This window comes from Roseateles sp. YR242, from assembly GCF_900109745.1.
Lineage (GTDB): Bacteria > Pseudomonadota > Gammaproteobacteria > Burkholderiales > Burkholderiaceae_C > Roseateles.
The window spans coordinates 53906-79749 of sequence record NZ_FOAV01000008.1; the positions used below are offsets into that span (position 1 = coordinate 53906).

20 protein-coding genes are annotated in these 25844 nt (G+C 67.0%); 11 read left to right on the plus strand and 9 right to left on the minus strand.

Features of this window, described 5'->3' with window-relative positions; all coding sequences use genetic code 11:
- Nucleotides 1–72: 72 nt before the first annotated feature.
- The 8 genes from tagF to BMY53_RS15865 form a co-directional block, all read right to left on the minus strand.
- The gene (gene tagF, locus BMY53_RS15830) at nucleotides 73–795 is read right to left on the minus strand and encodes a type VI secretion system-associated protein TagF (protein ID WP_092947466.1); all 723 of its coding nucleotides are present in this window, start codon (nucleotides 793–795) and stop codon (nucleotides 73–75) included.
- The gene (gene tssM, locus BMY53_RS15835) at nucleotides 795–4364 is read right to left on the minus strand and encodes a type VI secretion system membrane subunit TssM (protein ID WP_092947467.1); all 3570 of its coding nucleotides are present in this window, start codon (nucleotides 4362–4364) and stop codon (nucleotides 795–797) included. Before tssM ends, tagF begins: the two co-directional genes overlap by 1 nt.
- The gene (locus BMY53_RS15840; RefSeq protein WP_092947468.1) at nucleotides 4361–5683 is read right to left on the minus strand and encodes a DotU family type VI secretion system protein; all 1323 of its coding nucleotides are present in this window, start codon (nucleotides 5681–5683) and stop codon (nucleotides 4361–4363) included. The genes tssM and BMY53_RS15840 overlap by 4 nt, the downstream gene beginning before the upstream one ends.
- A 38-nt stretch (nucleotides 5684–5721) precedes the next feature.
- Nucleotides 5722–7080, minus strand: coding sequence for a type VI secretion system baseplate subunit TssK (gene tssK, locus BMY53_RS15845; RefSeq protein WP_092947469.1), 1359 nt, complete (start codon nucleotides 7078–7080; stop codon nucleotides 5722–5724).
- Entirely contained in the window at nucleotides 7077–7532 is a 456-nt protein-coding gene (gene tssJ, locus BMY53_RS15850; protein ID WP_255370231.1) for a type VI secretion system lipoprotein TssJ, read from the minus strand. Before tssJ ends, tssK begins: the two co-directional genes overlap by 4 nt.
- A 175-nt stretch (nucleotides 7533–7707) precedes the next feature.
- Nucleotides 7708–8757, minus strand: coding sequence for an aldose epimerase family protein (locus BMY53_RS15855; RefSeq protein ID WP_092947471.1), 1050 nt, complete (start codon nucleotides 8755–8757; stop codon nucleotides 7708–7710).
- 37 nt (nucleotides 8758–8794) lie between these two features.
- The gene (locus BMY53_RS15860; protein ID WP_092947472.1) at nucleotides 8795–9697 is read right to left on the minus strand and encodes an SMP-30/gluconolactonase/LRE family protein; all 903 of its coding nucleotides are present in this window, start codon (nucleotides 9695–9697) and stop codon (nucleotides 8795–8797) included.
- Nucleotides 9694–10449: an SDR family NAD(P)-dependent oxidoreductase gene (locus BMY53_RS15865; RefSeq protein WP_092947473.1), complete on the minus strand. Its 756-nt coding sequence runs from the start codon at nucleotides 10447–10449 to the stop codon at nucleotides 9694–9696. Before BMY53_RS15865 ends, BMY53_RS15860 begins: the two co-directional genes overlap by 4 nt.
- Nucleotides 10450–10733: 284 nt before the next feature.
- Between BMY53_RS15865 and BMY53_RS15870 the strand changes: the two genes are divergently transcribed.
- The 11 genes from BMY53_RS15870 to BMY53_RS15920 all read left to right on the plus strand — a co-directional run bounded on the left by BMY53_RS15870 (nucleotide 10734) and on the right by BMY53_RS15920 (nucleotide 23536).
- Entirely contained in the window at nucleotides 10734–11663 is a 930-nt protein-coding gene (locus BMY53_RS15870) for a dihydrodipicolinate synthase family protein (RefSeq protein ID WP_092947474.1), read from the plus strand.
- A gap of 18 nt (nucleotides 11664–11681) precedes the next feature.
- A complete protein-coding gene (locus BMY53_RS15875) occupies nucleotides 11682–13124 on the plus strand; it encodes an aldehyde dehydrogenase family protein (protein WP_092947475.1) in 1443 nt (480 codons plus the stop codon).
- A gap of 92 nt (nucleotides 13125–13216) precedes the next feature.
- Entirely contained in the window at nucleotides 13217–14182 is a 966-nt protein-coding gene (locus BMY53_RS15880; RefSeq protein ID WP_177200908.1) for an arabinan endo-1,5-alpha-L-arabinosidase, read from the plus strand.
- 56 nt (nucleotides 14183–14238) lie between these two features.
- Nucleotides 14239–15348, plus strand: coding sequence for an ABC transporter ATP-binding protein (locus BMY53_RS15885; RefSeq protein WP_092947477.1), 1110 nt, complete (start codon nucleotides 14239–14241; stop codon nucleotides 15346–15348).
- A complete protein-coding gene (locus BMY53_RS15890) occupies nucleotides 15345–16295 on the plus strand; it encodes a carbohydrate ABC transporter permease (RefSeq protein ID WP_092947478.1) in 951 nt (316 codons plus the stop codon). Before BMY53_RS15885 ends, BMY53_RS15890 begins: the two co-directional genes overlap by 4 nt.
- Entirely contained in the window at nucleotides 16292–17125 is an 834-nt protein-coding gene (locus BMY53_RS15895) for a carbohydrate ABC transporter permease (RefSeq protein ID WP_092947479.1), read from the plus strand. Before BMY53_RS15890 ends, BMY53_RS15895 begins: the two co-directional genes overlap by 4 nt.
- On the plus strand, nucleotides 17122–18645 hold the full coding sequence (locus BMY53_RS15900) for an extracellular solute-binding protein (RefSeq protein WP_092947480.1): 1524 nt from the start codon (nucleotides 17122–17124) through the stop codon (nucleotides 18643–18645). Before BMY53_RS15895 ends, BMY53_RS15900 begins: the two co-directional genes overlap by 4 nt.
- Entirely contained in the window at nucleotides 18645–19589 is a 945-nt protein-coding gene (locus tag BMY53_RS15905; RefSeq protein WP_092947481.1) for a glycoside hydrolase family 43 protein, read from the plus strand. Before BMY53_RS15900 ends, BMY53_RS15905 begins: the two co-directional genes overlap by 1 nt.
- Before the next feature lie 98 nt (nucleotides 19590–19687).
- A complete protein-coding gene (locus BMY53_RS15910) occupies nucleotides 19688–21742 on the plus strand; it encodes a glycoside hydrolase family 97 N-terminal domain-containing protein (RefSeq protein WP_092947482.1) in 2055 nt (684 codons plus the stop codon).
- Nucleotides 21743–21784: 42 nt separating this feature from the next.
- Nucleotides 21785–22537, plus strand: a complete 753-nt coding sequence (locus tag BMY53_RS15915) for a FadR/GntR family transcriptional regulator (protein ID WP_092947483.1) — start codon at nucleotides 21785–21787, stop codon at nucleotides 22535–22537.
- Nucleotides 22538–22591: 54 nt separating this feature from the next.
- Nucleotides 22592–23536 carry a LysR family transcriptional regulator gene (locus BMY53_RS15920; protein WP_092947484.1) on the plus strand — a complete coding sequence of 315 codons (945 nt, stop codon included), beginning with the start codon at nucleotides 22592–22594 and terminating at the stop codon, nucleotides 23534–23536.
- Nucleotides 23537–23589: 53 nt separating this feature from the next.
- Here BMY53_RS15920 and BMY53_RS15925 read toward each other — a convergent pair whose 3' ends face one another.
- On the minus strand, nucleotides 23590–25701 hold the full coding sequence (locus BMY53_RS15925) for a M66 family metalloprotease (RefSeq protein ID WP_092947485.1): 2112 nt from the start codon (nucleotides 25699–25701) through the stop codon (nucleotides 23590–23592).
- Nucleotides 25702–25844: the final 143 nt, after the last annotated feature.

The following is a 25844-nucleotide window of genomic DNA, read 5'->3' on the forward strand; positions in this document are numbered from 1 at the left end:
TTCGGCTGTTGCGGTCAGGTCCGATTCAGGCCCCACTCAGGCCCCACTCAGGCCCATTCAGCCTGCCGACGTTCAGCGTGCCTGCGTGAGCAGGTTGGCGAACACCCTGCTGTTGGGCAGCGCAGGCCCCCACTGATACTGCGGCGTTTCTGGCGCCACCGCCCGTGTGGACCACACGGTGCAGCCCGCCAGCCGCTCCAGCAGCTCACCCGCCGCCAGCATCGCCATGCCCGTGGGCAGCGAAGGAGAGGGCGGGCTGAAGGTCTGCCAGCGGTGGGCCGCCTCCGGCAGCGGAATGGCCGCCGCAGCACTGGCCGGGAAGGCCGGCGCCGCCGCCAGCCGCTGCTCGAAGCTCTCCAGTGACGCGCCATCCTCCAAGGTGTGCAGCGCCGCCTGGGACAGGACGTTGTACCAACGCTCCAGGTGCTCCAGCCCGGCACGGTCTACCGGCGGGTCGCTGCGTTGCTGCGCGATGACCAGCGGGAAGTAGCGCCCCACGTTGTCGCAGCTGGGCATCAGCACACCAAACCACCACTTCATGTCCACCACGCCGGGTGCCCATGCAAAGCGGATCACCGGGGCGGTCAGGTAGAGGTCCAGCCAGTTCGGCCCCAGCACGGAGGGCAATTCCCGCATCAGCTGCGAGAGCCATGGGTCGCAGTGGCGCACCCAGTGGGTGGGCAGGCGCCGCTGCGCGAAGTCGCCCAGGGGGGCGAGTTTTCCGTACCAGCCGGGCGTCAGCTCGGCGCTGGAGGGGTCGGCAGCAGTGCTGGGAGGCAGGCCTATGGATGACATCAGAGGCTGTTGGGGCAGGAGAATTGATTGAGCTCGCCCAGGCGGAATGGATTGTTCACGCTGCTGGCCGTGACTTCAAAGACTGCCTTGCGGCCATCAATGTCGAAGGTGACGCGGAAGCGCTCCGGCGCATTGGTCTTGTCGATCTTCACCCGATCGAACAGTCGGAACAACGCCCACGGGCCATCGTTGACCATGCCGGAAGAGCCGTTGGCGCTGCTTGGGCTGACCTGCACACGCACTTGCGAACTGCCGCGCGGCCCTGGCCATTGCACCGAGGTCGGGATCTGCGGGCCGTGGGCATAACGCACGATCTGGCCGTCCACATCCAGGATGAATTGCTGGATGGTGGTGTCCATCTCCACCGGCTTGAAGTCCAGCTTCAGGGAGGGCGCATTGCTGCCGGGGAAGAAGGTTTCCTTGATCACCGCTGCGCGCTGGAACTGCGGCAGGGTGCCGGAGTCTCCGCCCAGTGGCGTGCCTTCCACCGGCCGGAACTTCCAGGGGCGGCTGGTGGTGTCCACATAGGGCGTCAGCTTCTGCTGGAACAGCTGGTCGATCTTGCCGCCAGGGCCGAAGAGGGTGGCGAAGTCGGCCTGCGTGACATCACGCGAGGAATTGCGGTCCAGCGGGTAGCGGCCGGCCACGGCCTGCTGGCAGAACTCGCCCACCTGGGAGCGCACTTCCTGGCTCAGCGTCTGCCGCAGCGCACCCTGTGACACTCGGGAGGAGCTGTTGCCCAGGTCATCCAGCATGGCACGCAGGGGCTCCGGCATGCGCGCCGCTTCCACCTTCAAGCGGTTGGGCACTGGCGACGGCGGGGGCGCGGATCCACCCTTGAGCGCGGTCTCGGCCGCACTCAGCACCACGTTGGCCTCGGCGATCAGGGCCAGTGTCTCGTCCAGTGGCGCCTTGCCGCCGCCTTGGGGCGCCGTCACCAGATTGCGCAGGCCGGCGAAGCGGTCGTCCACCAGGGTGGCTTCCAGGCGCTGCTGGGCGGCGGCGTCGGCCGAGGCCGGTTTGCCCGAGATCGCGTTGACGATCTTCTCGCGGGATTTCTGGATCAGGTCATCCGCGCGTTGCTGCGCCTGCTCGATGGCGTTGCCGCCCGTGCTCAGCGTGGTCTCGCGGGAGATGGCCTTGAACAGCGGCGGCAGCGGGCTGTCCGAGGCGGACAACAGGCGCGAGCGCTCGACCGACTGCGTCACCGTGCCCATGGGCTGCAGCTTGATGTCAGCCAGGAAGGATTCCCAGGTGGCGGCGTAGTCCGTCAGGTAGAGCTGGCGCACTTCGTTTTCCAGCGGCCCGTTGGCGCGCACCAGGGCGGCCGCATCCTTCGGGGCGTCGGCCACGTTCAGTACCCACGACTGCTCGGCGGCCAGCTGCGTGGCCGCCTGGCCCACCATGGGCTGGAAGCCCTTCAGGTAACCATCCCGCGTGTACAGGCCTGGCACGCCGGAGGTCAGTGGGGCGCCGCTGGACCGCACAAACAGCAGCGAGGCGTTGTTGCCGGCCGCACGGATGACGGTGAACTCCGGAAAGTCGCCGCCCAGGCGCTGGGCCTTGAGCCGGTTGTAGATGCGTTGCGGCAGCGGCAGGGTGGCCAACTGGTTGCGGGTGGCCTTGAGAAGCGCTTCGTCCTCCGGCAACGGCGACGCCACGCCGCCCTGGTCCAGCAAGGCTTCCAGATGGCGGGCCAACTGGTCGCGCTGTTCGGGCGTCAGTTCACGGCGCGTGGCTTCCCAGTCGGTCTGCACATGCTGCTTCAGCGATGCGGCATCGAAATGATCGGTGTTGTGCAGCATCACATAGGCCTTGAGGGCCTCGTAAAGCGTCTCGGGGGTGTTGCTGCCTTGGCGAAGCTGCTCTTCGATGCGCAGCATGATGCGCGGCAGCAGCGCGTCCCCCAGCATGCGCTGATAGGCGGCGTGGGCCGCGCTGTCGAGCTTCTTGCCCTGGAAGAGGCCCCAGCGCATGGACCACGGCGTGGCACCGTCCAGCTGCGCCAGGCTGCGGGTCGCGTCCAGCGCCGGCACGATTGGCAGCAGTTCCGCGGTCGCGCGGTTGGGCGCCGCGTTCAGCAGTTGCCGAACCTGCTCGGCGTGGGCCGACACATCGCTGATGTACTTGCGGTTGTTGCTGTAGCTGAACCCCCACGCCGTGAGCAGCCCGATGCCCAGCACGCCGACAGCGGCGTAACCCGCCACCATCCAGGCATTGCGCATGCGTTCCCAGCGGCGGTTGGTGCCGCCCAGGCCTGCTTCGGCAAACACCACCTCGCTGAGCAGGCGGTTCAGGAAGTAGCTGCGGCCGCTGGCCTGGTTGGGCGCAATGACGGCGTTTTCCAGGCGGTAGTTGCGCGCCACGGAACCCAGCACGCGGTCGATGGGCGTGCCCTCCTGCGTGCCGCTGACGAAGTAGACGCCGCGCAGCAGGGGCTGGGCTTCGTAGGGGGAGGGGGCAAAGACGCCGTCCAGGAATTCGAGCAGGGCCTGACGCAGGGTGCCGAACTGGGCCGGAAAGCCGTAAATGCGGGCCCGGCGTTGCGGGTCACGCTCGGCTTGCAACCGGTCGATCAGGCCGTCTAGCAGGCGCTGGGCCAGCGCGTCGAACTCCGCCCCGGCCTGGGCCAGCGGGGTCGTGGCAGCGCGCGGGAAGGTGAAGCCCCAGGGGGCGGCCCGCTGGTCCTTGTCGATCGTCGCCATGTAGTCCATGAAGCCGGACAGCAGGTCGGCCTTGGTCACCAGCAGATAGATCGGGAAACGGACGTCCAAGTCCTTGTGCAGTTCCTGCAGGCGGCCGCGCACGGTACTGGCGTACTGGGCCCGCTCAGCGGCGCTGCGTGCCAGCAGGTCGGAGACAGACACCGTCACCAGCGCGCCGTTCAGCGGCTGGCGCGGGCGCGAGCGGCGCAGCATCTGCAGGAAGCCGCTCCAGGTGGCCTTGTCGTTGGTGGGGTCGCTGTCCTGCGTGGTGAAGCGGCCGGCGGTGTCGATCAACACGGCCTGATCGGTGAACCACCAGTCGCAATGCCGGGTGCCGCCCACGCCGCGGATGGCGTGGTCGCCCATCTGGTCCGCCAGCGGGAACTGCAGGCCACTGTGGCGCAGCGCCGTGGTCTTGCCGGAGCCCGGTGCTCCGATGATCAGGTACCAGGGCAGTTCATACAGGTAGCGCCCGCCCAGGCGCGCCGCCCAGCCCCGGACCTGGTTGCCGGCGCCAAAACGGGCACGCTGCAGCGTGGCCATGGCCTGCTGGAAGCGCTCCCGCACGGCCGCCATGTCGGCGCTTTCGCGTTCGGCCTCCTGCGGGCCGGTGGGGGACTGCATCAACTGGTTGACCACCGCCGCATTGCTGCGGCCCGAGCGCCAGCGGCTCCAGGCCACGATGGCCACCACCACCAGCACCAGCACCCCGATGGTGATCCAGCGCGAGGTCTCGCTCTCCAGCGGCCGGTGGTCGCCGATGGCCACCAGCGGGCCGATGATCCACAACACCAGCGCCACGGCCAGCAACAGCACCGCCAGCAAGACCCAGCGGTTGAAGATCCATCCCAGGACGCGTTTCATCGTGCGGCTCCGCTGGCCGCCGGCGCGGCATCCGCGCGGCCACCGATCATCAGGCTGATTTCCACGCGCCGGTTCTGGGCGCGGTTGGCAGGGCTATCGTTGGGGACCACCGGCTCCGCGTCGGCGCGGCCTTCGGCCCGCACACGTTCCGCGCCCACCTGGTGGGCCATCAGCAGCTCCGCCACCGTATGGGCACGCTCTTCCGACAGGTGCCAGTTGGAGGGGAAGCGCGCCGAACGGATCGGCTGGTTGTCGCTGTGGCCGGTGACCAGCACCTGGCCCGGCACCTTGGACAAGGCATCGGCAATGCGCAGCATGAGCGGTTCACGTTCGGTGGACAGCGTGGCGCTGCCGCCGGCAAAGAGACCGTCGCCCCGGATGGTGATGACGCTGCGGTCCACCTCGTCCCGCACCGTCACCAGGCCGGCCTTGATGTCGGACTGCAGGAACTGCGCCAGGCGTGGCTTGGCCGGCGGCGGCGCGGCGGCCACCACGGGCGGCGTCAGGCGCAGCGACTGGATCTGGCCGAACACCGGGTCGGAGCGTTCCGCCAGTGACAGCGTCAGGCCCACATAGGTGGCGGCCAGCAGCAGGGCCACCACCGCACTGGTGGCGGCCAGCGGCAGCCAGCCCAGGTGGCGGCGCTGCGTGGTGGCCTCCACCTGCCAATGCTGGGCCAGGGCGGGTGCATAGTCGCCACGCTGTTGCTTGAGGATCTGGGCCAGGCGGTCCCGCACGGCTTCCAGTTGCGCGCGGCCGTTGTCGATGACCCGGTAGCGGCCCTCGAAGCCCAGGGTCAGTGCGGCGTAGATCACTTCCAGCAGGTCGCGGTTCTCGTCCGGCTTCTCAGCCAGGCGCGCCATGAGCTGGAACACCTTTTCGCCGCCCCAGGTCTCGTTGTGGAACATGGACAGCAGGCTGTGATGGGCCCAGACGCCGGAGCCGCCCCATGGGGTGTCCGCCGCGGCTTCATCGATCATGGTGCACAGCACATAGCGCGTGGCCATGATGCGCTCGGGCGCAATGCCGGCGGCCTGTGCCTGGGCGGCGAAGTCGCGGATGCCCTGGGCCAGCTGGTTGCGCAGCGCCGCCGGGTCGTCCACGCGGCGGGTGGTGCGCAGCGGCGGCACCAGCAACAGCAGCTTGTTGGCCAGCGAGAGCAGGGCATTCAAGCCCTTGGCCTCCGCGTCCGGCGCAGGCTCGGCCCCGCCGTCGGCGTTCAGTGAACGTGCAGGCGCCGCGCCACCGGGGCGCGGTTTGATGAAGGTACGCTGGTCGTCGAAGCCCGCGAAGGGGTCGTTGAGCGCGGAGGGGTCCATGCCGGCTCCCGATAGTTATGTCGTAAGGTGCTGGCGGGCTACTGGCGGATGGCCCAGAGCTCGAGTTCCAGCCCGGGGAAGTCGCCCGCCACATGCAGCGCCAGGCTGCCATTGCGTTCCAGTTGCTTCCACAGCTCGCCGCCACGGTCCAGTTCGAAGTAATGGAACCCGGCGTGGAAGGGCAACTGGCGTGGGGCCACCGGCAGCGGGCGCAGCACAATGCCCGGCAACTGCAGGTTCACCAGGTCGCGGATCTTGTCGACCGGGCCCAGCTTCGACTGCGCCGGGAAGCGCTGGCGCAGCTGTTCGGCGCCCACCTGCGCATTCACGGCCAGCACGAAGCTGGAGCTGCGCAGCAGTTCCGGGTCGCCCACCACGGCGGTGCGAACACCATGCGTGCGTTCAATCAGGTCGATCTGCAGGGCGTTGCGTTCCAGCACCACCGAGAGCATGCGGCGCAGGTCTTCCAGTACCGGCGCGAAACTGGCGCGCAGGTCGTCGTGCCGGTAGAGCGGGTAGTCGCTGGCCAGCCGGGTGTCGCTGACGAAGGTGGCCAGGTCACCGGCCAGTTGCAGGCAGTCCCGATGCAGCGCCTCGGGGTGCTGGTGCGGCGAGCCGGCATGCTGGCGGAACAGCGGGTCGGCACGGTTGAGCGCCTGCAGCATCAGGAAATCGGCCAGCTCGGACACCCCCGTGTTCATCTGGCCCATGCGCGAGGCCAGTAACTGGGCACGCTGGCGCACCAGGCCTTGCAGCATGGCAGCCATGGAGGACAGATGTGGGGTGGCGTCCAGGCGGGTCTGGGGCGGGACGTAGCTGGTGTCCAGCACCACCTGCTGGTCGGCCCGGCGTTCGGCCACGCGGGCGATGCCCACGGCCGCATAACCGTCGTGCAGTTCACGGGCGGGCAGCAGGCGCATGGCCAGGGAGCCGGTCTGCACCGGTTCGGGCTCGTCGCCCACGTTGGTGGAGTCCCGCAGGTCCTGGTCCAGCACCCGGTAGCGCATCAGGTCGATGCCGTCGGAGCGGATATCGCCATTGTTGCCGTCGCTGCCGAAGGCGACCTGGTTGGCACCGGGCCGGGCAATGGGGGCCGCCAGATAGACGATCTCGTCCTTCAGGTTGGCGGGTACGTCCAGCGGTGCCGGGGCGGGGTCGCTCTGCGTGATGTGGAAGGGGGTGCCGTCCGGCAGGATGCCCCGCGCACGCATGATGCCCAGGCGGCCGACGCCCAGCAGGGCTTCGTCCAGCTCCAGCGAGGTGAAACCCCAGCCGTGCGCGCAGACAGCCCGCAAGCGGCTGTCCACCAGGTGTTCAAGGTAGCGGGTTTCCTGCTGGAAATGGTGGGGCAGCAGGAACATGCCCTGCGACCAGATGACTTTGCTGTGCCAGCTCACGGTTTTTCGACGGTGGCGCTGACCGACAGTTCGTCAGCCTGGATGGTGAGTTTCTGCTTCTGGCCGACCTGCACCGGCACCACGGCGCGCCAGCGGGCGCGCTCCAGGTCGCGGTAGGCGGCGAAGACGGCGATGAACCGGGTCTCGGGCGCCAGGATCTTGCTGTAGGGGCGCTTTTCGCCGGGTTGCAGCGTCATTTCTTCCCGGGCCACCACATCGGCACCCAGCTCGGCCTGGTCACGCTGGTAGAGCGAGACGAAATCGGCCGCATTGAAGGCGTTGGCGGTCTTGAGTTCGTAGACACGCACCAGCAGTGGCGAGGGACGTTTGCTCACGCTGGGGTTCACCGTGGCCGAGGCGACGATGTTGCCGCTGACCTGGGTGGGTTTGGGATCGCTGGCGCAGGCGGTGAGCGCCAGGGCAACGATAGCCGCCGCCGCGAGCGCCGCCATCATTGATCGATTTGACACCTTGAACCCGATTCCCATGACCGTCCAGTTTTGTGTTGGATGGTCAGGAGAATAGCCAGCGGGGAGGGCCCGGGCTGGTGACTTAGGTAACGCCCCGCACGTGGCAGGAAGGTAAACCGAGACGGCGGGCCCACCCTCGGCCTGCGGGGGGGCGTCCTCAACCGAAACGGTGCAGGGTCTTGCTTCGATAGGTCTGCCCCGGCCGCAGGATCGTTGTTGGCCAGTCGGAGTCGGGGGCGTGGTGCGGTGAGTCCGGGCCGTGCTGGGTCTCCAGGCACAGGCCGTCGCCCTGGCGGTAGAGCTGGCCATCCGGGCCCGCCAGCGTGCCGTTCAGAAAGTTGCCGGAATAGAACTGCACGCCGGGTTCGGTCGTCAGCACCTCCATGGCGCGGCCCGACGCCGGATCGCGCAGCCGGGCGGCCAGATGCAGTTCGCCGTCGAACGGGGCGTCCAGCACCCAGTGATGGTCGTAGCCCTGGGCACGCTGCAGCTGCGGGTGGGCCTGGCGGATGCGGGCCTCAATGCGTTGTGGCGTACGGAAGTCAAACGGCGTGCCGGTCACGTCCGCGATGCCGGTGGGGATCATGCGCATATCCACCTCGCAGTAGCGGCTGGCGGCAATCTCCAGTTCGTGGCCCAGCACGGAGCCGGCGCCGGCCAGGTTGAAGTAGTCGTGGTGGGTGAGGTTGATCACCGTGGCGCGGTCGGTGGTGGCTTCGTATTCCACCTGCCAGTCACGGTCGCCCGTGAGCCGGTAGCGCACGGTGGTGGCGACCCGCCCCGGGAAGCCCTGATCCCCGTCCGGGCTCTCCAGACGCAGGCACAGGCAGTCGTCCCCCTCGGGTTCGATCGACCACAGCTGCAGGCCGAAGCCCTGCGCGCCGCCGTGCAGGCAATTGCCGCCATCATTGGTGCTGAGCGTGTAGGGCTCGCCGTCCAGGGTGAAGCCGCCCTGGCCGATGCGGTTGCCGTAGCGCCCGACGATGACCCCGAAATGCGGATTGCGCAGCCGGTAGTCCTCCAGCGTGGGCAAGCCCAGCACCACATTGCCAAAGTTGCCGCGCGCGTCCGGCACCTCCAGCCGGGTGACGATGCCGCCGTACTCGATGACCGACAGGCGCAGGCCGGCGCCCGTGTCCAGGCTGTATTCATGGACGGCGCGGCCATCCGGCATGCGGCCGTATTCGCGAATCTGCAAGGGTTTCATGAAGGGGTCTTGGTCGGCGAGGGTGGGGCGGTTGAGTTCAGCTCAGCTCGAAGCGATGGGGTGGCAGGCCACGGTGGCCCTGCGGGTCCAGTTCGAAGACGGCGCCGGCCAGCGGCTCGTGCTCGCAGAACTTGCGTGCGGTGGTGACAAACAGGCGGTCCAGCGCCTGGCCGCCGAAGACGGGGCAGGTGGGCTGGCTGGCGGGCAGGGGCAGGCGGTGCGTCTCGCGGCCTTGCGTATCAAAACGCGCCACCGCGCCAGCGCCCCACAGCGACGACCACAGGCCGCCCTCGCTGTCGATGGCGGCACCGTCCGGTTCTCCGTCCGTCTCCGCCAACTGAACGTGCACACGGCGTTCACCGAGCCGGCCATCCGGGTGGTAATCCAGCGCCCAGATGCGGCGTTGCGGCGAGTCGGTGTAGTAGAGCGTCCGTCCGTCCGGGCTGAAGCTCAGCGAGTTGCCCACGACGGCATCCGGCAGCGGCAGCCGCTCGATGCGCAAGGCCTCGCGGGAGCCACCATCCACACGGTAGTAACCGCCGATGGCCAAGCCATGCGGGTTGAACATGCCAAAGACAAAACGGCCCTGCGGGTCGCAGCGGCCGTCATTGATGCGGGTGCGGGGCTCATCGGCCTCCACCGGCAGGAGTGGTCCGGTACGGCCGGTGGAGAGATCGAACAAGGCCGCGCCGGACGCCAGGCCCAGCAGCAGCCAGCCGGGTGTTTCGCTGAGCGCGAAGCTGCCCAGCGGTTCGTCCAGCTGCCAGTGGGTCACCGTGCCGTCGGAGGCGTGCCAACGGGAGAGCTGGGCGCTGTCGATGTCGGTCCAGTACAGCGCCTGGTCCCGGTCGCACCAGAGCGCGCATTCGCCGAGGCGGTCGCGGCTGTTGATGAGAACCCGTGCCGCTGCGCCAGCGGGCGTTGATGATGCGGTGTTCATGCCCAGCCTCCATCCACCAGATAGTCCTGCGCCGTGCACATGGCGCTGTCGTCCGCCGCCAGGAACAGCGCCAGGGCGGCGACATGCTCCGGCATCAGCGGCTTCTTCAGGCATTGGTTGAGGTCGATCTCCTTCTTGGTCTCTTCATTGACCCAGAGCTTGAGTTGCTTTTCAGTCATCACCCAGCCCGGCACCAGGGTGTTGACGCGGATGTTGAACGGCCCCAGGTCTCGCGCCAGCGAGCGGGTCAGCCCCTGCACGCCGGCCTTGGAGGTGGTGTAGGCGGCCATGCCGCCTTGCATCAGCATCCAGCTGAAGGAGCCGAAGTTGATGATGGAGCCGCCGCCCAGGGCTTTCATGTCCGGCGCCACGGCTTGTGCGGCGAAGAACTGATGGCGGATGTTGACCGCCATGGCCGCGTCCCAGAATTCGGGCGTGACCGTCTCCAGCGCATGGCGCTTGTCGTTGGCCGCGTTGTTGAGCAGGGCGCTGAAGGGGCCTCCCAGCGCCTCGCGCAGTTGGTCGATGGCGCTGCGTAGCGCCGCGATGTCGGTCAGGTCCGCCGCCACGAAGGCGCTGCCGGGCAACCTGGCCGCCAGTTCGTCGCCAGCCTCCCGGGCAATGTCGATGAAGCCCACCCGGGCGCCCTGGGCGGCAAATGCCTCCACCAGGGTCGCGCCAATGCCGGTGGCACCGCCAGTGATGAGCACGCGGCGGTCTCGCAGGCTGGGGTAGCTTGCGCTGAGGGTCATGTCTTGTCTCCGTGATCTGCCCACACTGTGACTCACCGCGCGGGCCTTGTGTCGAATGATTCTATTAGTCAGACTAATTGCATTCGATAGTTCGAATGAATGCGGGTTTCCCCCGATTCGTTGGCAAATAAAGTAATACTTTAATGGCGGTCATGGCGCGGCGGACTTCGGCCCACCGAAGCGTGGCCGCTCGGGAACTCCGCATCACCTGCTGCAACCTGCATGCGGCGGGTGATGCACAGGTTTCCCGGCGGTCCAACGCGCCCCTCACTGGAGACATCGACATGAGCCCAAGCTTCCCCCGGCCCTACAAGGGCGTGTTCCCCGTGGTGCCCACCACCTTCACCGCTGAAGGCGCGCTGGACCTGGACAGCCAGAAGCGCTGTGTGGATTTCATGATCGACGCCGGGTCCACCGGGTTGTGCATCCTGGCCAACTTCTCCGAGCAGTTCGTGCTGGGCGACGACGAACGCGAAACCCTCACCCGCAGCATCCTCGAGCACGTGGCAGGCCGCGTGCCGGTGATCGTGACCACCACCCACTTCAGCAGCCAGATCTGCATCGAGCGCAGCCGCCGTGCCCAGGCGCAAGGCGCTGCCATGGTGATGGTGATGCCGCCCTATCACGGTGCCACCCTGCGTGTGAGCGAAGCGGGGGTGTATGAGTTCTACGCCCGCCTGTCCGAAGCGCTGGACATCCCGGTGATGATCCAGGACGCACCCATGGCCGGCACGCCGCTGCCCGCCGCCTTCCTGGCCCGCATGGCCAAGGAGCTGGCGCAGATCCGCTACTTCAAGATCGAGACGGCAGGCGCGGCCAGCAAGCTGCGTGACCTGATCGCGCTGGGCGGTGACGCTATCGAAGGCCCGTGGGATGGCGAAGAAGCCATCACGCTGCTGGCCGACCTGGACGCCGGTGCCACCGGCGCCATGACGGGTGGTGGCTTCCCGGACGGTATCCGCCGCATCGTGGATGCCTACGCGGCGGGTGACCGGGAAACCGCCGTGACCGAATATGGCCGCTGGCTGCCGCTGATCAATTACGAGAATCGCCAGGGCGGCATCCTCACCGCCAAGGCGCTGATGAAGGAGGGCGGCGTCATCACCAGCGACGCGCCTCGCCACCCGTTCCCGGCCATGTCGGCGCCCGTGCGCGCCGGCTTGCTGGATGCGGCCCGCCGGCTGGACCCCCTGGTGCTGCGCTGGGCGCGTTGATTTGTGAAGGACACCGGAATGACGACCGAATTCAAGAACTACATCAATGGCGAATGGGTGGCTGGCGTGGAATCGCGCCCCAACATCAACCCTTCGGACACCAGCGATGTGATCGGCCTGTATGCGCAGGCCGATGCCGCCCAGACCGAAGGCGCCATCGCTGCCGCCCAGGCGGCCTTCCCGGGCTGGGCCTTCAGCACGCCGCAGCAGCGCTTTGATGTGCTGGACCAGGTGGGCAGCGAGCTGCTGGCTCGCCGCGAGGAGATCGGCCGCCTGCTCTCCCGCGAGGAGGGGAAGACCCTGGCTGAGGGCATGGGGGAGACCCACCGTGCCGCCATGATCTTCAAGTTCTTCGCCGCGGAAGCGTTGCGCGTCGGTGGCGAGACGCTGCCTTCGGTGCGCCCCGGCGTCAGCGTGGACGTGCTGCGTCAGCCGGTGGGCGTGGTGGGCCTGATCGCGCCATGGAATTTCCCCATTGCCATCCCGGCCTGGAAGATCGCCCCGGCGCTGGCCTATGGCAACACGGTGGTGTTCAAGCCTGCCGAACTGGTGCCGGGCTGTGCCTGGACCATCGCCGAGATCCTTTCCCGCACGGCACTGCCCAAGGGCGTGTTCAACCTGGTGATGGGGCCGGGCTCGCAGGTGGGGGCCACGCTGGTGGACTCGCCCAAGGTCAAGGCGCTGAGCTTCACCGGCTCGGTGGGCACCGGCCGCCGCATCATCGCGTCCTGTGCCGGGCGGCAGGCCAAGGTGCAGGCGGAGATGGGCGGCAAGAACCCGGTCATCATCCTGGACGACGCCGACCTGGACGTGGCCGTCAATGCGGCCGTGCAGAGCGCGTATTTCTCCACCGGCCAGCGCTGCACCGCCAGCAGCCGCATCGTGGTGACGGAGGGCATCCACGACCGCTTCGTCGATGCCGTGGTCGCCAAGCTGCAGACCCTCAAGATCGACCACGCGCTGAAGGCGGGTACGGACATCGGCCCGGTGGTGGACCAGCGCCAGCTGGACCAGAACCTGCGCTATGTGGCGATTGCCCAAAAGGAAGGCGGCCGCCTGGCGTGGGGGGGCGAGGTGGTGGAGCGCGAGACCCAGGGCTTCTATCAGCTGCCGGCCCTGATCACCGAGACCCGCAACGACATGACCATCAGCCGCGAGGAGGTTTTCGGCCCCGTGGCCAACGTCATCCGCGTGCGGGATTACGACGAGGCACTGGCGGTTGCCAATGACACGGAGTTCGGCCTCTCGGCCGGCATCTGCACCCGCTCGCTCAAGCATGCGGCGCATTTCAAGCTGCACTCGCAGGCCGGCATGGTGATGATCAACCTGCCAACGGCGGGGGTGGACTATCACGTGCCGTTCGGCGGTACCAAGGGCTCCAGCTACGGGCCGCGTGAACAGGGCAGTTATGCCCGCGAGTTCTACACGACCGTGAAGACGGCCTACACCTTCCCGGGCTGAGGCCCGGGGACGCAGGCGGCTCAGGCACGCCCCGATCAGCGCAGCTCCAGATCTGGCGCCAGCGCCTGCAACTTCGACCCATGAAAACCTTGATGGCGATCGCGAAGGTGACGACCGTGCTGGCTGCGGGCCTGCTGGCGGCGGCTTGTGCGCCCGTGGGGCCGGCATCAGTGCCATCACCGGCATCACCGGCATCAGCCGCCTCACCCGTAGAGACCAACCCCGGTGCGCACGACCCCTCGCTGATCGTCGTCGACGGCCAGTTCCACGTCTTCACCACCGGCCGGGGAGTGCAGCACCTGCGCTCGTCCGATGGGCAGCATTGGGAGCGGCTGGCGCCAGTGTTTGACCAGGCACCCGCCTGGTGGGCGGACGCCGTGCCGGCTCATCGGGGGCTGGATGTCTGGGCGCCGAAGGTCTTTGAGCACAAGGGCCGCTTCTGGCTGATGTATTCCATCTCCACCTTCGGCAAGAACCGCTCGGCCATTGGCCTGGCCAGCAGCACCGCGCTGCAGGGCCAGCCCTGGCGGGACGACGGCCTGGTGCAGGCCAGCGTGGAGACCGACGATTTCAATGCGATCGACCCGGATGTGCTGGCCGACACGGATGGCCGCCTGTGGCTGAGTTATGGCTCCTTCTGGGGCGGCCTGCGGGTGGTGGAGCTGGACCCACAGAGCTTGCGGCCACGTGGCGAGACCCGGTTCATGGCGCGACGCAAGGGCGGCATCGAGGCCCCCACGCTGTGGCGCCGGGGTGAATGGGTCTATCTGTTTGCTTCGTTTGATTTCTGCTGCCGGGGTCTCAACAGCACCTACAACATTCGCGTGGGCCGCGCGCGCAGCCCGCAGGGGCCGTTCGTGGACCAGGCGGGTGTGGACATGATGAACGGCGGCGGCACGGTGGTGGAGCAGGGCGCCGGCCGCTGGATCGGGCCGGGCCACCAGGATGTGGTGGGCCGCTGGATCGTGCGGCATGCCTACGACGCGCAAGACGGCGGCCGGCCCAAGCTCCGCCTGGACGAGTTGCGATGGACCGAGGACGGCTGGCCCATGCTCTGACCGTCCCTCTCTTCACCGCTGTTCTGCCGCCACTATAAATATCAGGAGACATTCCGTTGGCAGCCCTCAAGTTGGAGCAGATCTGCAAGCGCTATGGCGCGGTGCAGGTCATACCGGATCTGTCGCTCGACGTGGCGCCAGGTGAATTCATCGTGTTCCTCGGCCCGTCGGGCTGCGGCAAGACCAGCCTGCTGCGCATGATCGCCGGGCTGGAGGAAGTGACCGGCGGCCGCATCCTCATCGGTGGCGAGGACGTCACCCAGGCACCGCCGGGCCAGCGCCAGCTGGCGATGGTCTTCCAGCACTACGCGCTTTATCCGCACATGACGGTGCGGGAGAACCTGGCCTTCGGCCTGCGCAACGTGAACGTGGCGGAGGCGGAGATCAACCGCCGCATCACCGAAGCGGCTCGCATGCTGGAGCTCGATGCCTTGTTGGCGCGCAAGCCCGGCCAGCTCTCGGGAGGGCAGCGCCAGCGCGTGGCCATCGGGCGGGCGGTGGTGAAAGAGCCAGCCATCTTCCTCTTCGACGAGCCACTGTCCAACCTGGATGCTGCACTGCGCGGCCGCACGCGGCTGGAGCTGGCGCAGCTGCACCGCCGGCTGGGCGCCACCATGGTGTTCGTGACCCACGACCAGATCGAAGCCATGACGCTGGCCACCCGCATCGTGGTGATGAATGCGGGCCGCATCGAACAGGTGGCTGCCCCCGCCGAGCTCTATCGCCGGCCCGCGACGCGGTTTGTCGCGGGCTTCATCGGCACGCCGGGCATGAACTTCCTGCAGGTGCGCCGGCTCGGGGACCGCGAAGGGCGTGTCGCGGTGCTGCTGCCGGGTGGTCAGGAACTGGTCACCCAGGTGGCCGGCCCAGACCTGGCCGGCCGGGAGCTGGCACTGGGCATTCGTCCGGAACACCTGGTGGTGAACGCGCGCGGCCCACTGCCGGGCACGGTGGAGATCGTAGAATTCCTGGGCGAGCGGACCCTGGCCCACATTCGTGTGGCCGATGGCACGCTGGTGGTTGCCACCGTGCCGGAGCAGGGCGGGGCGCCTTCGCTGGCGGCCGGCCAATCGGTTCAACTGGCCCTGACCATCGCCGAAACCCATCTCTTTGACGCCCAGGGCCTGGCCCACCACGCCAGCGAGCGCGAAGAGGTGGCTGCATGAGCGCCTCGCTCTCCGGCGCGGCTCCGAAGGCGGGCGGCCCGCTGGGGCGGCTCTCCTCGCCGGCGGTGGGGCTGCGCGCGTCCCAGGCGTCCAACGCCTTGTTCGTGCTGCCCTTTCTGGTGGTGTATGCGCTGCTGCTGCTCTGGCCGCTGGTCAAGGGCTGGATCATCAGTTTCCACGACCACGACCTGCTCTCCAACGACAGTTTCTTCATCGGCCTGCAGAACTATCGCGAACTGTGGGAGGACGACGTCTTCCACCAGGTGGTGTGGAACACGCTGCGCTTTGTGATGATCAGCGTGCCCATCTTCGTGGTGCTGTCGCTCACGCTGGCCATCGCGCTGAACCGGCCCGGCCGCCTGGCGGCGGTGCTGCGGGCCATCTTCTTTGCGGCAAGTGTGTTCTCGGTGACGCTGATCACGCTGGTGTGGCAGTTGGCGCTGATGCCCGGCCGCGGCATGGTGGACCAGGGCTTTGCCGCCCTGGGCCTGCCGCAGCTGCAATGGCTGACCAGCGACGCGCTGGCGCTGCCCACGCTGGCGTTGGTCACGGTGTGGTGGATCATCGGCCTGCCGATGATGTTGTTCCTGTCCGCGTTGCAGCAGATTCCTTCCGAGATGTATGAAGCAGCCGCGCTGGACAACGCCAGCCGCTGGCGCACGCTCACCCACGTGACCCTGCCATCGCTCAAGCGCACCATCGCGCTGGTGGCGGTGATCGAGGTGATCCGGCAATGCCAGGTGTTCCCGCAGGTCATGCTGATGACCAATGGCGGGCCCAACAACACCACGCGCCCGATCGTGCAGTTCATCTATGAACAGGCCTTCATGCAGCTGTCGCTGGGTTACGCCACGGCCGCCTCGCAGGTGCTGCTGCTGGTGATGCTGGCCGGTGTCTCGGTGCAGTTGTGGCTGGAACGGAACGACCGCGCGGGAGGTGTGCGATGAACCCGATGCTTCGCCGTGGCTGGTTCGACCGCTTCGTGATGGCCGCGCTGGTGCTGTTGGCCGCGTTGTGGATGCTGCCGCTGGCGTGGGTGCTGGCGCTTTCCTTCAAGCCCAACGAGCTGCTGATGGTGCGCACCGACGTGTTCCTGGCGCCGCCCTACACGCTGGCCAACTACCTGGACATCCTGCAGACCTCGCAGGTGTTCCGCTGGCTGGCCAACAGCGCGGGCGTGGCGTTGCTGCAGACCGTCGGTGTGCTGGTGCTCTCGTCCCTGGCCGGTTATGGCTTTGCGCGCTGCGAGTTTCCGGGGCGGCGCTGGCTTTTTGCGCTGGTGCTGTTTGGCCTGGCAGTGCCGGCGCAGTCCGTGTTCATCCCGCTGCACCGGCTGTTCTCGGAATGGAGCCTGCAGAACACCTATGCGGGCCTGGCGCTGCCCGGGCTGGCCGCACCGTTCGGGGTGTTCCTGATGACGCAGTATTTCAAGGGCGTGCCCATCGACCTGGAGGAGGCGGCGATGCTGGACAACGCCTCGCGCTTCAAGACCTTCTTCAAGGTGGTGCTGCCGCTGACGCTGCCGGCGCAGGCCACCTTGGGCATCTTCACCTTCCTGGCCTGCTGGAACGACTATCTGTGGCCGCTGGTCATTGCGACACAGCCGGAGATGTACACGCTGACCCGAGGGCTGGCGTCCACGCAGACCAACTTTGCGCAGTCCGAAGGGTTGGGCTTCCTGATGGCGCAGGCCGTGTTTGCCGGGCTGCCGGTGCTGCTGATCTACCTGAGCTTCCAGAAGCAACTGGTCACGGCGGTGGCGGGGACGGGGCGATGAGGCGCTTCCAACGACTGTGGGCGGCCGCGGTGCGGCACCTGGGGGGCAACGCGGACAACGCGGGCAACGCGGACAACGCGGGCAACGCGGGCAACGCAGACAACGCGGGCAACGCAGACATGGTGGGCAACGCAGGCATGGTGGACAAGTCGGGCATGGCGGGCACGGGTTGGACGCTGCGCGGCAGGGCGCTGTGCGGCGTGATGGCTGCGGTCGCCATGGTGGCCGGCTGCGGTAACCAGCAGGCCAACACGCCCCTCAAGACCGAGATCACGCTGATGCGGTTCTTCGGCAGTTGCGAGGCCAAGTTCGGGGCCGTGAACGATGCCAGCCAGGGCGTGGGCGAGTGCGGCATCGTCACCGCGCTGGTGAACGAGTTCAACGCCACCAACACCGACCACATCGTGGTGCGGACGCAGGTGGCGGAATGGGCGCCGTATTACGACCAGCTCACCGCCCGCCTGGTGGCCAAGGACATTCCGACCGTGGCGGTGATGCACGAGTCCGCCCTGGGCGACTACGTGCGCCGCCGGCTGGTGCTGCCGCTGGACCAGGACCTGGCGCGCCTGGGCGTGCCCGTGGACGACTTCACCGCCCACGCCCGAAAGGGCGTCACCTTCGATGGCCAGATCTACGCGCTGCCCTTCGACACCTGGGCCTGGCTCTGGCACATCAACACCACACTGATGGCGCAGGCCGGGCTGATGGGCACGGATGGCAAACCCCGGCTGCCGCATTCCCCGCAGGAGCTGCTGGCCATGGCGCGGCAATTCAAGGCCCGCACCGGCAAGCCGTTCTTTGCCTGGGCGGTGGCCAAGGAAACGGCGGCGACGCATCGCACCTTCCAGACCTTGCTGGCGCAGCAGGAGGCCCATCTCTTCAGCGCTGACGGCCGCAGCATCAACATGCATCAGCCGGAAGTGGTCAACGCGTTGAGCCTGATGCAGCAGCTGTATGCGGAAGGCCTGGTGAAACCCAACCTGGACTATGGCGGCGCCAATCAGGCCTTCCTGAACGGCGAAGCGGGCGTGGTGGTGGTGGGCACCTGGACCATCGACCAGTTCATGCGCGAGGCCGCGCGGCCCGCGTCGCCGCTGAAGGGGGGCTACACGGTGGTGCCGTTCCCGCAGCTCTACGCGCGCCCCGCGACCTTTGCCGATGGTCACAGCTGGGCGCTGTTCAAGGGCGGAGCGGCCACGCCGGAGCAGCAGGAGGCGGCCGTGAAGCTGCTGCAGTTCATCTGGAAGCGGGGCGCGGAATGGTCTCGAACCGGGCACCTGCCGGTCAGCCGCACGGTGGCGGCCAGCGACAGCTTCCGCCGCCTGCCCTTCCGCCAGGGGTTGGAAGAGATCACCCGCACCGGCACCGCGCTGCCTGGCAATGTGCCGACACAGCGGGCCGTGGAACTGCTGATCGGCGAGGACGTGGCCAATCTCCTCATCTCCAACAAGCCGGTGGGGGAGGTGCAGGCGGATGTCGAGAAGCAGGTGAACAAGGCTTTGAGGAAGGTACGGCGCTGATGAACTGGACAAATCCTCTGATCCCGCAACGGGCAGACCCGCAGATCTCACAACACGGGGGCCGGTACTGGTTCACCGGTTCCTTGCCCGGCTTTGACGCCATCGAGCTGCGCAGCGCGACCAGCATCGCCGGCCTCGCTGCGGCAGCGCCGCACATCATCTGGCGCCGCCACCCGCAGGGGCCCGCGAGTTGGCACATCTGGGCGCCCGAGCTGCACCGGGTGGAGGGCCGCTGGATCGTCTACTTCGCCGCCGGGGAGCGGGACGACATCTGGAAGATCCGCATCCATGTGCTGGAGAACACCCATGCCGATCCGGTGCAAGGCGAGTGGGTGGAACGGGGCCAGCTGAAGACTCCGCTGGACGACTTTGCCCTGGACGCCACCACCTTCGAGCATCGTGGCACCCATTACCTGAGCTGGGCCGAGGCGGACACCTCACGCGCCGGCAAGACCAACATCTACCTGGCGCCGCTGGTGAACCCGTGGACGCTGGGCGGCGCGCCGACCTTGATCAGCGAGGCCACCCATGACTGGGAGCGCATCGGGTTTGCGGTGAACGAAGGGCCGGCGGTCCTCCGGCGCCATGGCCGTATCTTCATCAGCTATTCGGCCGCAGCGACTGATCACCACTACTGCATGGGCTTGCTGTGGGCCGATGAGGGGGCGGACCTGCTGGACGCCGCGAGTTGGCGGAAGTCCCCCACGCCGGTCTTTGCAAGCGCCAATGGCCAGTTCGGCCCCGGCCACAACAGCTTCACCACCGCGCCGGACGGTACCGACCTGCTGGTCTATCACGCCCGCAACTACCGCGACATCGTGGGCGACCCGCTGCATGATCCCAACCGGCATGCGCGGGTGCAGCCGTTTGGCTGGAACGCGGAGGGCTTCCCGGTGTTTGGGGAGCCGCAGCCGGATGGGCCGGTGCAGGGGAGCCAGCCATGAAGACCACCAGCCGCAGCATCACGGCGATGAGGTGGGCGATGAGGTCGGCGATGAGGTGGGCGATGAGGTCGGCGATGAGGTCGGCGATGAGGTCGGCGATGAGGTCGGCCCGTGTCTTCGCTCTCCTGGTGCTGGGTCCTGTTCTGGCTGCGCCTACCCAGGCCCAGACCAGGCCGACCGAAAGCTTCGGCCTTGGCAGCCCTCACGACCATGCCCATGTGTCTGTCCAGTTGGACCCCCAGGGGCGCCTGATCTACTACGCCGACGCTGGCGGTGCGCCGTTGATCGAGGCGGCCCGGTTGGGGCTGCGGCTGAAGGGCGCCGTCTGGGACGAAGGCTTGAAGGACCTGCGCTGCGGGCCCACGCTGAATGCTCGGGAACGCTATGCCTTGATCGGCAAGCGCAGCCAGGTGGACAACGGCTACCGCGCGAGGACCTGCGCAGTGAGCAATCCACAGGGGCAGGTTCTTGAGCTGGACTTTCGCGCCTTCGATGACGGCGTGGCCTTCCGCTACCGTGTGGCGGGCGCGGAGCCGGCTCGCAAGCAATTGGTGGAGGAGCTGACCAGCTTCAGGCTGATCCCGGGCCGTGCCTGGATGCAGCCGATGCAGGTGGCCCAGACCGGCTGGATGAACACCAACCCGGCGTATGAAGAGCACTACCGGATGGACATACCGGTGGGTGAAACATCGCCGTCGCCGGCCGGCTGGGTGTTTCCCGCATTGTTCCGCCTCAACTACTCCCCCGATCCCTGCCATGGCGCCAGCAGCCCGTCAGTCGCCTCTCCAGGCTGCAGCCGGTCCGCTTCCGTAGACACCACGGAGAACCCGGCCGGTCGGCGTGGACCGGAAACCACCTGGGTCGTCATCACCGAGGCTGGCCTGGACGGCACCTGGCAGGCGTCCCGGCTGCAGGCTGAGGCACCGGGCGGTGAATACCGGATCGGCCAGCCGATGCCGGCGGAAGTGTTTCCCGGCGGCGGCCTGTTGGCCGATGTGCGGGGTACGCTGACCTCGCCCTGGCGGGTGATCAGCATGGGTGCACTGCCCACCGTCATGACGTCCACGCTGGGCACCGACCTCGCCGCGCCGGCCATTGCATTCCCCGCCGACCGCCTCCAACCGGGCCCGGCCTCCTGGAGCTGGGCCCTGCTGAAGGACGACGGGACGGTGTACGACGTGCAAAAGCGCTTCATCGACTACGCCGCCGACATGCACTGGCCCTACACGCTGATCGATGCGGACTGGGACCGCAAGATCGGCTGGAAGCGGATGGAGGAACTGGTGCGCTACGCGCAAGGCAAGGGCGTGGGTCTCTGGCTTTGGTACAACTCCTCGGGCAGTTGGAACAAGACCACCTACACGCCCAAGAGCCGGTTGCTGAAGGCCGCCGACCGCCGCGCCGAGTTCAAGCGGCTGCGGCAGGCCGGAGTGAAGGGCCTGAAGATCGATTTCTTCGGTGGCGACGGCCAGTCCATGATCCAGTATTACGTGGACATCATGAAGGACGCGGCCGCCGAGGGCCTGCTGCTCAACTTCCACGGCGCCACCTTGCCGCGCGGCTGGGCACGGACTTTTCCGAACCTGATGACCACGGAGGCGGTGAAGGGCTTCGAGTTCACCACCTTCGAGCAGAAGGACCAGGACGCCGTGGTGCGCCACCTGGCCATGCTGCCGTTTGCGCGCAACCTGTACGACCCGATGGACTTCACTCCGCTGGTTTTCGGGGACATCCCCAACATCCAGCGGGCCACCACCAACGGGTTCGAACTGGCCTTGTCGGTACTGTTGCTCTCCAGCGTGCAGCATTACGCCGAGACGCCCGAGGGCATGGCCCCGGTGCCGACCGAGGTGAAGGACTTCCTGCGGGAGCTGCCGCGCCGCTGGGACGACGTCAGGTTCCTGGGCGGCGAGCCGGGCCGCTGGCTGGTGCTGGCCCGCCGGGCGGGCGACCGCTGGGTGGTGGCAGGTATCAATGCGGACGACCAAGCCCGGGAGATTCGGGCCTACCTGCCGGAGATCGACCAGCGGGAGGGGCGGTTGATCATCAGCGGGGAGGGGCCTCGGGACTTCGACAGCCGCGCTGTGGCGCCGGGCGGTCTGCATCTTCTCACCCTGGGCGCCCGTGGCGGTTTTGTCGCCACCTTCCGGTGAGCCCGGCGCCAGGGGGAGCCAGCCGTGATAGCCTGCCGCCCGATGAAGACCCGTGCCGACCATTCCACCTACCGCCGTCAGCCTGAGGGCAAGAGCATGCACGGCCGCATCGTCAGCGACCTGGGGCTGGCGATCGTGTCCGGCGAGCTCAAGCCCGGTGACCGCCTGCCCGCCGAGCCACAACTGCTGGAGCGCTACGAAATCAGCCGGCCGGTGCTGCGTGAAGCGGTGCGGGTGCTGGTGGCCAAGGGCCTGGTGGTGTCGCGCCAGCGGGCCGGTGCGCTGGTGCGGCCGCGCAATGAGTGGCATCTGCTGGATCCGGACGTGCTGTATTGGCTGATCCAGACCAAGCCGCAGCAGGAGTTCCTCAACACCTTGATGGAAGTGCGGCGGATCTTTGAGCCGGCCGCCGCGGCGCTGGCGGCGCGGGCCGCGTCCGAGGACGAGGTGAAGCGGATCGAGGAAGCGTTTGCCGGCATGGCGGCGGCCACCGATGTGGAAGAGCTGCTGGAACCGGACCTGGCTTTTCACCGCCGCATTGCCGAGGCCACGGGCAACGACCTGATGGCCTACATCGGCAACATGCTCTCGCTGGCGTTGCGGGAGTCGATCATCCTGAGCAGCCAGTTGCCCAACACTCATGAACTTTCGTTGCCGCGCCACGAGGCCATCCTGACGGCGATCCGCAACCGCGACCCGCTGGGGGCGCGGCAGGCCACGCTGGTGCAATTGCAGGAGACGGACGATGACTTGAGCAACGTGCTGTCTTCCAAAGGCATCGTGGATCTGGCTTGATCACCAGGCACCTATCAAGCAACCATCTGCCCCCCGGCACCGACTCTGAACTCGATGGACGACGCTCCCAATCCCAACTGGTTCCTGCGCGCGCGGCTGAAGACGCGCCAGCTGCTGTTGCTGATCGCACTGGACGACCACCGCAATATCCACCGTGCTGCCGAGGCGCTGTGCATGACCCAGCCTGCGGCCTCCAAGCAGCTCAAGGACCTGGAAGACATGCTGGAGGTGAAGCTCTTCGAGCGCCTGCCCAGAGGCATGGAGCCGACCTTGTTTGGCGAGACCATGATCCGCCACGCGCGCATGGCGCTGACCAGCCTGGCGGCCGCGCACGACGACATCGTGGCGTTGAAGAAGGGGCTGACCGGACAGGTGGATGTGGGCGTGATCATGACGCCGGGCATGTCTCTGCTGCCCAAGGCGATTGCGCGAATCAAGACCACGGCGCCCTTGCTGCGCATCGGCGTGCAGTTGGAGACCAGCAAGGTGTTGTTGAACCTGCTGCAGCGCGGGGTGCTGGATTTCATGATCGGCCGGATCCTGGAAGAGGACGGTTCGGGTGGCCTGCACTATGAAGAGCTGACCGGAGAGCCGGCCTGCGCGGTGGCTCGACTGGGGCATCCGCTGTTGACGCGTGATGACCTGACGCTGGCCGACCTGGCCACGCAGCCCTGGATCCTGCCCCCACCGGGCAGCGTTCTGCGCCACCGCTGGGAACTGATGTTCCGCCGCGCCGCGCTGGAGCCGCCAGCAAATGCGGTGGACACCACGGCCCTGCTGGTGATCACGGCCTTGCTGCAGCAGACGGATTCGCTGCATGTGATGCCGCTGGAAGTGGCGAAGTACTACGCCTCGCTGCAGGCGCTGGCCATCCTGCCGATCGAGTTGCCCTGTGCGATGGATGCGTTCGGCATCATCACGCGGGAAGGTCATCTGTTGTCGCCAGGGGCCAGGGCCCTGCTGCTGGAGGTGAGGGGCGTGGCAAAGTCGTTGTACTAAAGCTCAATGCCAACCCCCGAAGGGGTCGGCATTCTTGCGAGGTTGCCTGCCGCTTAGAAGTCGCGAGACACCAGGATGCGTGGGTTCACAGGGATCCCTTCCCAAGCCTTGGGCGTGTAGAGGAGTTCAACCTTGGTCAAGCGCTTGTCGCCGGGCACGTTCAGAACCATGTTCCTGAAGCTCGATGAGTTCAGCGGGTTCTGTGATGCCTCAGTGACGTCGGACATCGGGCTCCACCACGGGCGCAGCCCGTCCTTGACCACCTGGTAGTGCTGGCTGCCGTCGGCATAGCTCACATGCAGGGTGAAGTCGCAGCCGTATTGATAGCAGTAGTGCTGGTACTTGCCCTTGCCGTTAGGTCGGATCGCTGCAAGGTCTTCGGCCTTGGTGGGATCCATCGTGTGGAGCAGGTTGCCGTTGTAGTGCAGGAGGTCGTAAACCTGGCTGGCTTCCGGATTGGTCATGCTGAACGACATGAGCACCGAGTAGACCGGCACATTCATCTTCTGCGGCAGGCCGCGGGCGATGCCGTAGGCCCCGTTGTGCGGATCGGCGGGCGTGAAGGCTTCGTACTCGCGGGTGTCAACGTTCAACCGCTGGAAGGTGGCATTGCCCTGACTGTCCTCGCCGAGCGGTGCAACGATCCGCTCGCCCACATTCCGTTGCATCATGGCGGCGGTGAAATCGGCCACCGGGCCGAACCGTTGCCCCTTGGCCTGCCAACCGGATCCGCCCTGCATGATGTCTTGCTTGATGCAGCGGCCTTCCTCGTCGCGTAGCAACGTGGTGTCGGTCAGGCAACTCTTGCCCAGGCTCGCCGTCGGCGGCGCAAATGATGGGAGCAGCAGCGAATGGTAGCTGTCCCAACCCCAGGTGGACCCCTTCAGGCTGCCACGGGGATAAGGGTACAAATCCATCGTATACCCTTCGTTGGTGTGGCGAACACCGAAAGCATGGCCCATCTCATGGATGAAAACGCCGGCAAAGTCCCAGTCGCCGGAAGCGACCACCCCACCCAGGTAGGCAACACCACCGGTATTGCTGCTTTTCACGTGGCCATCAGCGTAGCGATAGGCCACAGGTGCATAGTTGAATACGCCCATGGCGTCTTGGCCGTTGGCCTTGATCACTCGATCGCCAAAAACGATGCCGTACGTCAGTGCGTTAAAGCCGGGGGCGTCCGCGTTTCGAGCGATGCGGGCGGGCAGGGTTCCGTTGGGCGGCAGTGAGACGGTGTTCATCACGACCTTGCCCGCTGGGTGCGCCTCCACGGTGGCCCACATGGGCAGCCTGGCCCGGAGTTCGCGCACGGTCTCCAGGGAAGGTTGGGCAGCCGTGGCGATGGGGCGACCGCTGTTCTCCTCGGTCGCGCCAAAGTAGAAGAAGGGCAGAACGCGGATGTCTGCAGCGCTGTCGCCCGTCACATCCAGCGGCAAAGCGTTCCCGGCGGCGTAGTTGGTGGCACTGACCTTCAGTTGAACGTTCCGTTCGATGAAGTTGGCCGGCAGAACAGCGCTATAGCTGCCCGCACGGTAAGCCGGTCCGTTGTCTTCTGTCTTGGGTTGGACTGAGGGTGGGTTCAGCGGGACCGAGCCGATGAAGTCACCGCCGGACCAGGCTTCCACCTCGGGGTTCACGGCATCTTTGGCAGACAGGTCGATCACGGCCAACGCGGTCTGGAAGGGCTTGAGTCGCAGTGTTTCTTCGCGGCCCTTCGGCGAATGGTCCGCTGCCCAGTGCCGAACGCCGTTCGGCAGCATATGGGTCTGTCCGACGTCGATGCGTGTCATGTTCAGCGCGCCGGGAACATCGGGCGTCAGTTGGCCCAGAGGCGCATCCGCCGTAGCCGTCAGGACCCGCGAACCAAAGGGCCGCAGCGGTGAATGTGGGGTGCGGCCAGCAAGATTGGCCAGAGGGCCCGCGCTAGGGGTGGTTGCGCCTTCTGCCGTGATCGGAGGGTTCGAATCTTCGGGCGGGACAGCGCCGTCGTCAGGCTGCCCGACCTCTGCGGTGGCACTGCCATTGTTGGTGGCAACGGGGTGGGTGTCAGAGCCGCCGCCGCCGCATGCCGCCAGGACTGCGGCGAAGATCAGTGAAAGGCCGATCTTTGATGGAGCGCCACAGTAACGAGTGAGCTGTGCGGCATCAGAGAGGGTAGTAGCCATGATTTGCTATCCAAAGTTGAGGTGTGAAGGCAGTCTCCGCCTCAGCCTGTGGGTAGCGTAATTACCTATATATGTCGATCTTGTACAAATATAAGTGTGGCAAAACTACTTAATTGGGCCACTTCAGATGCAACCCGTTCCGC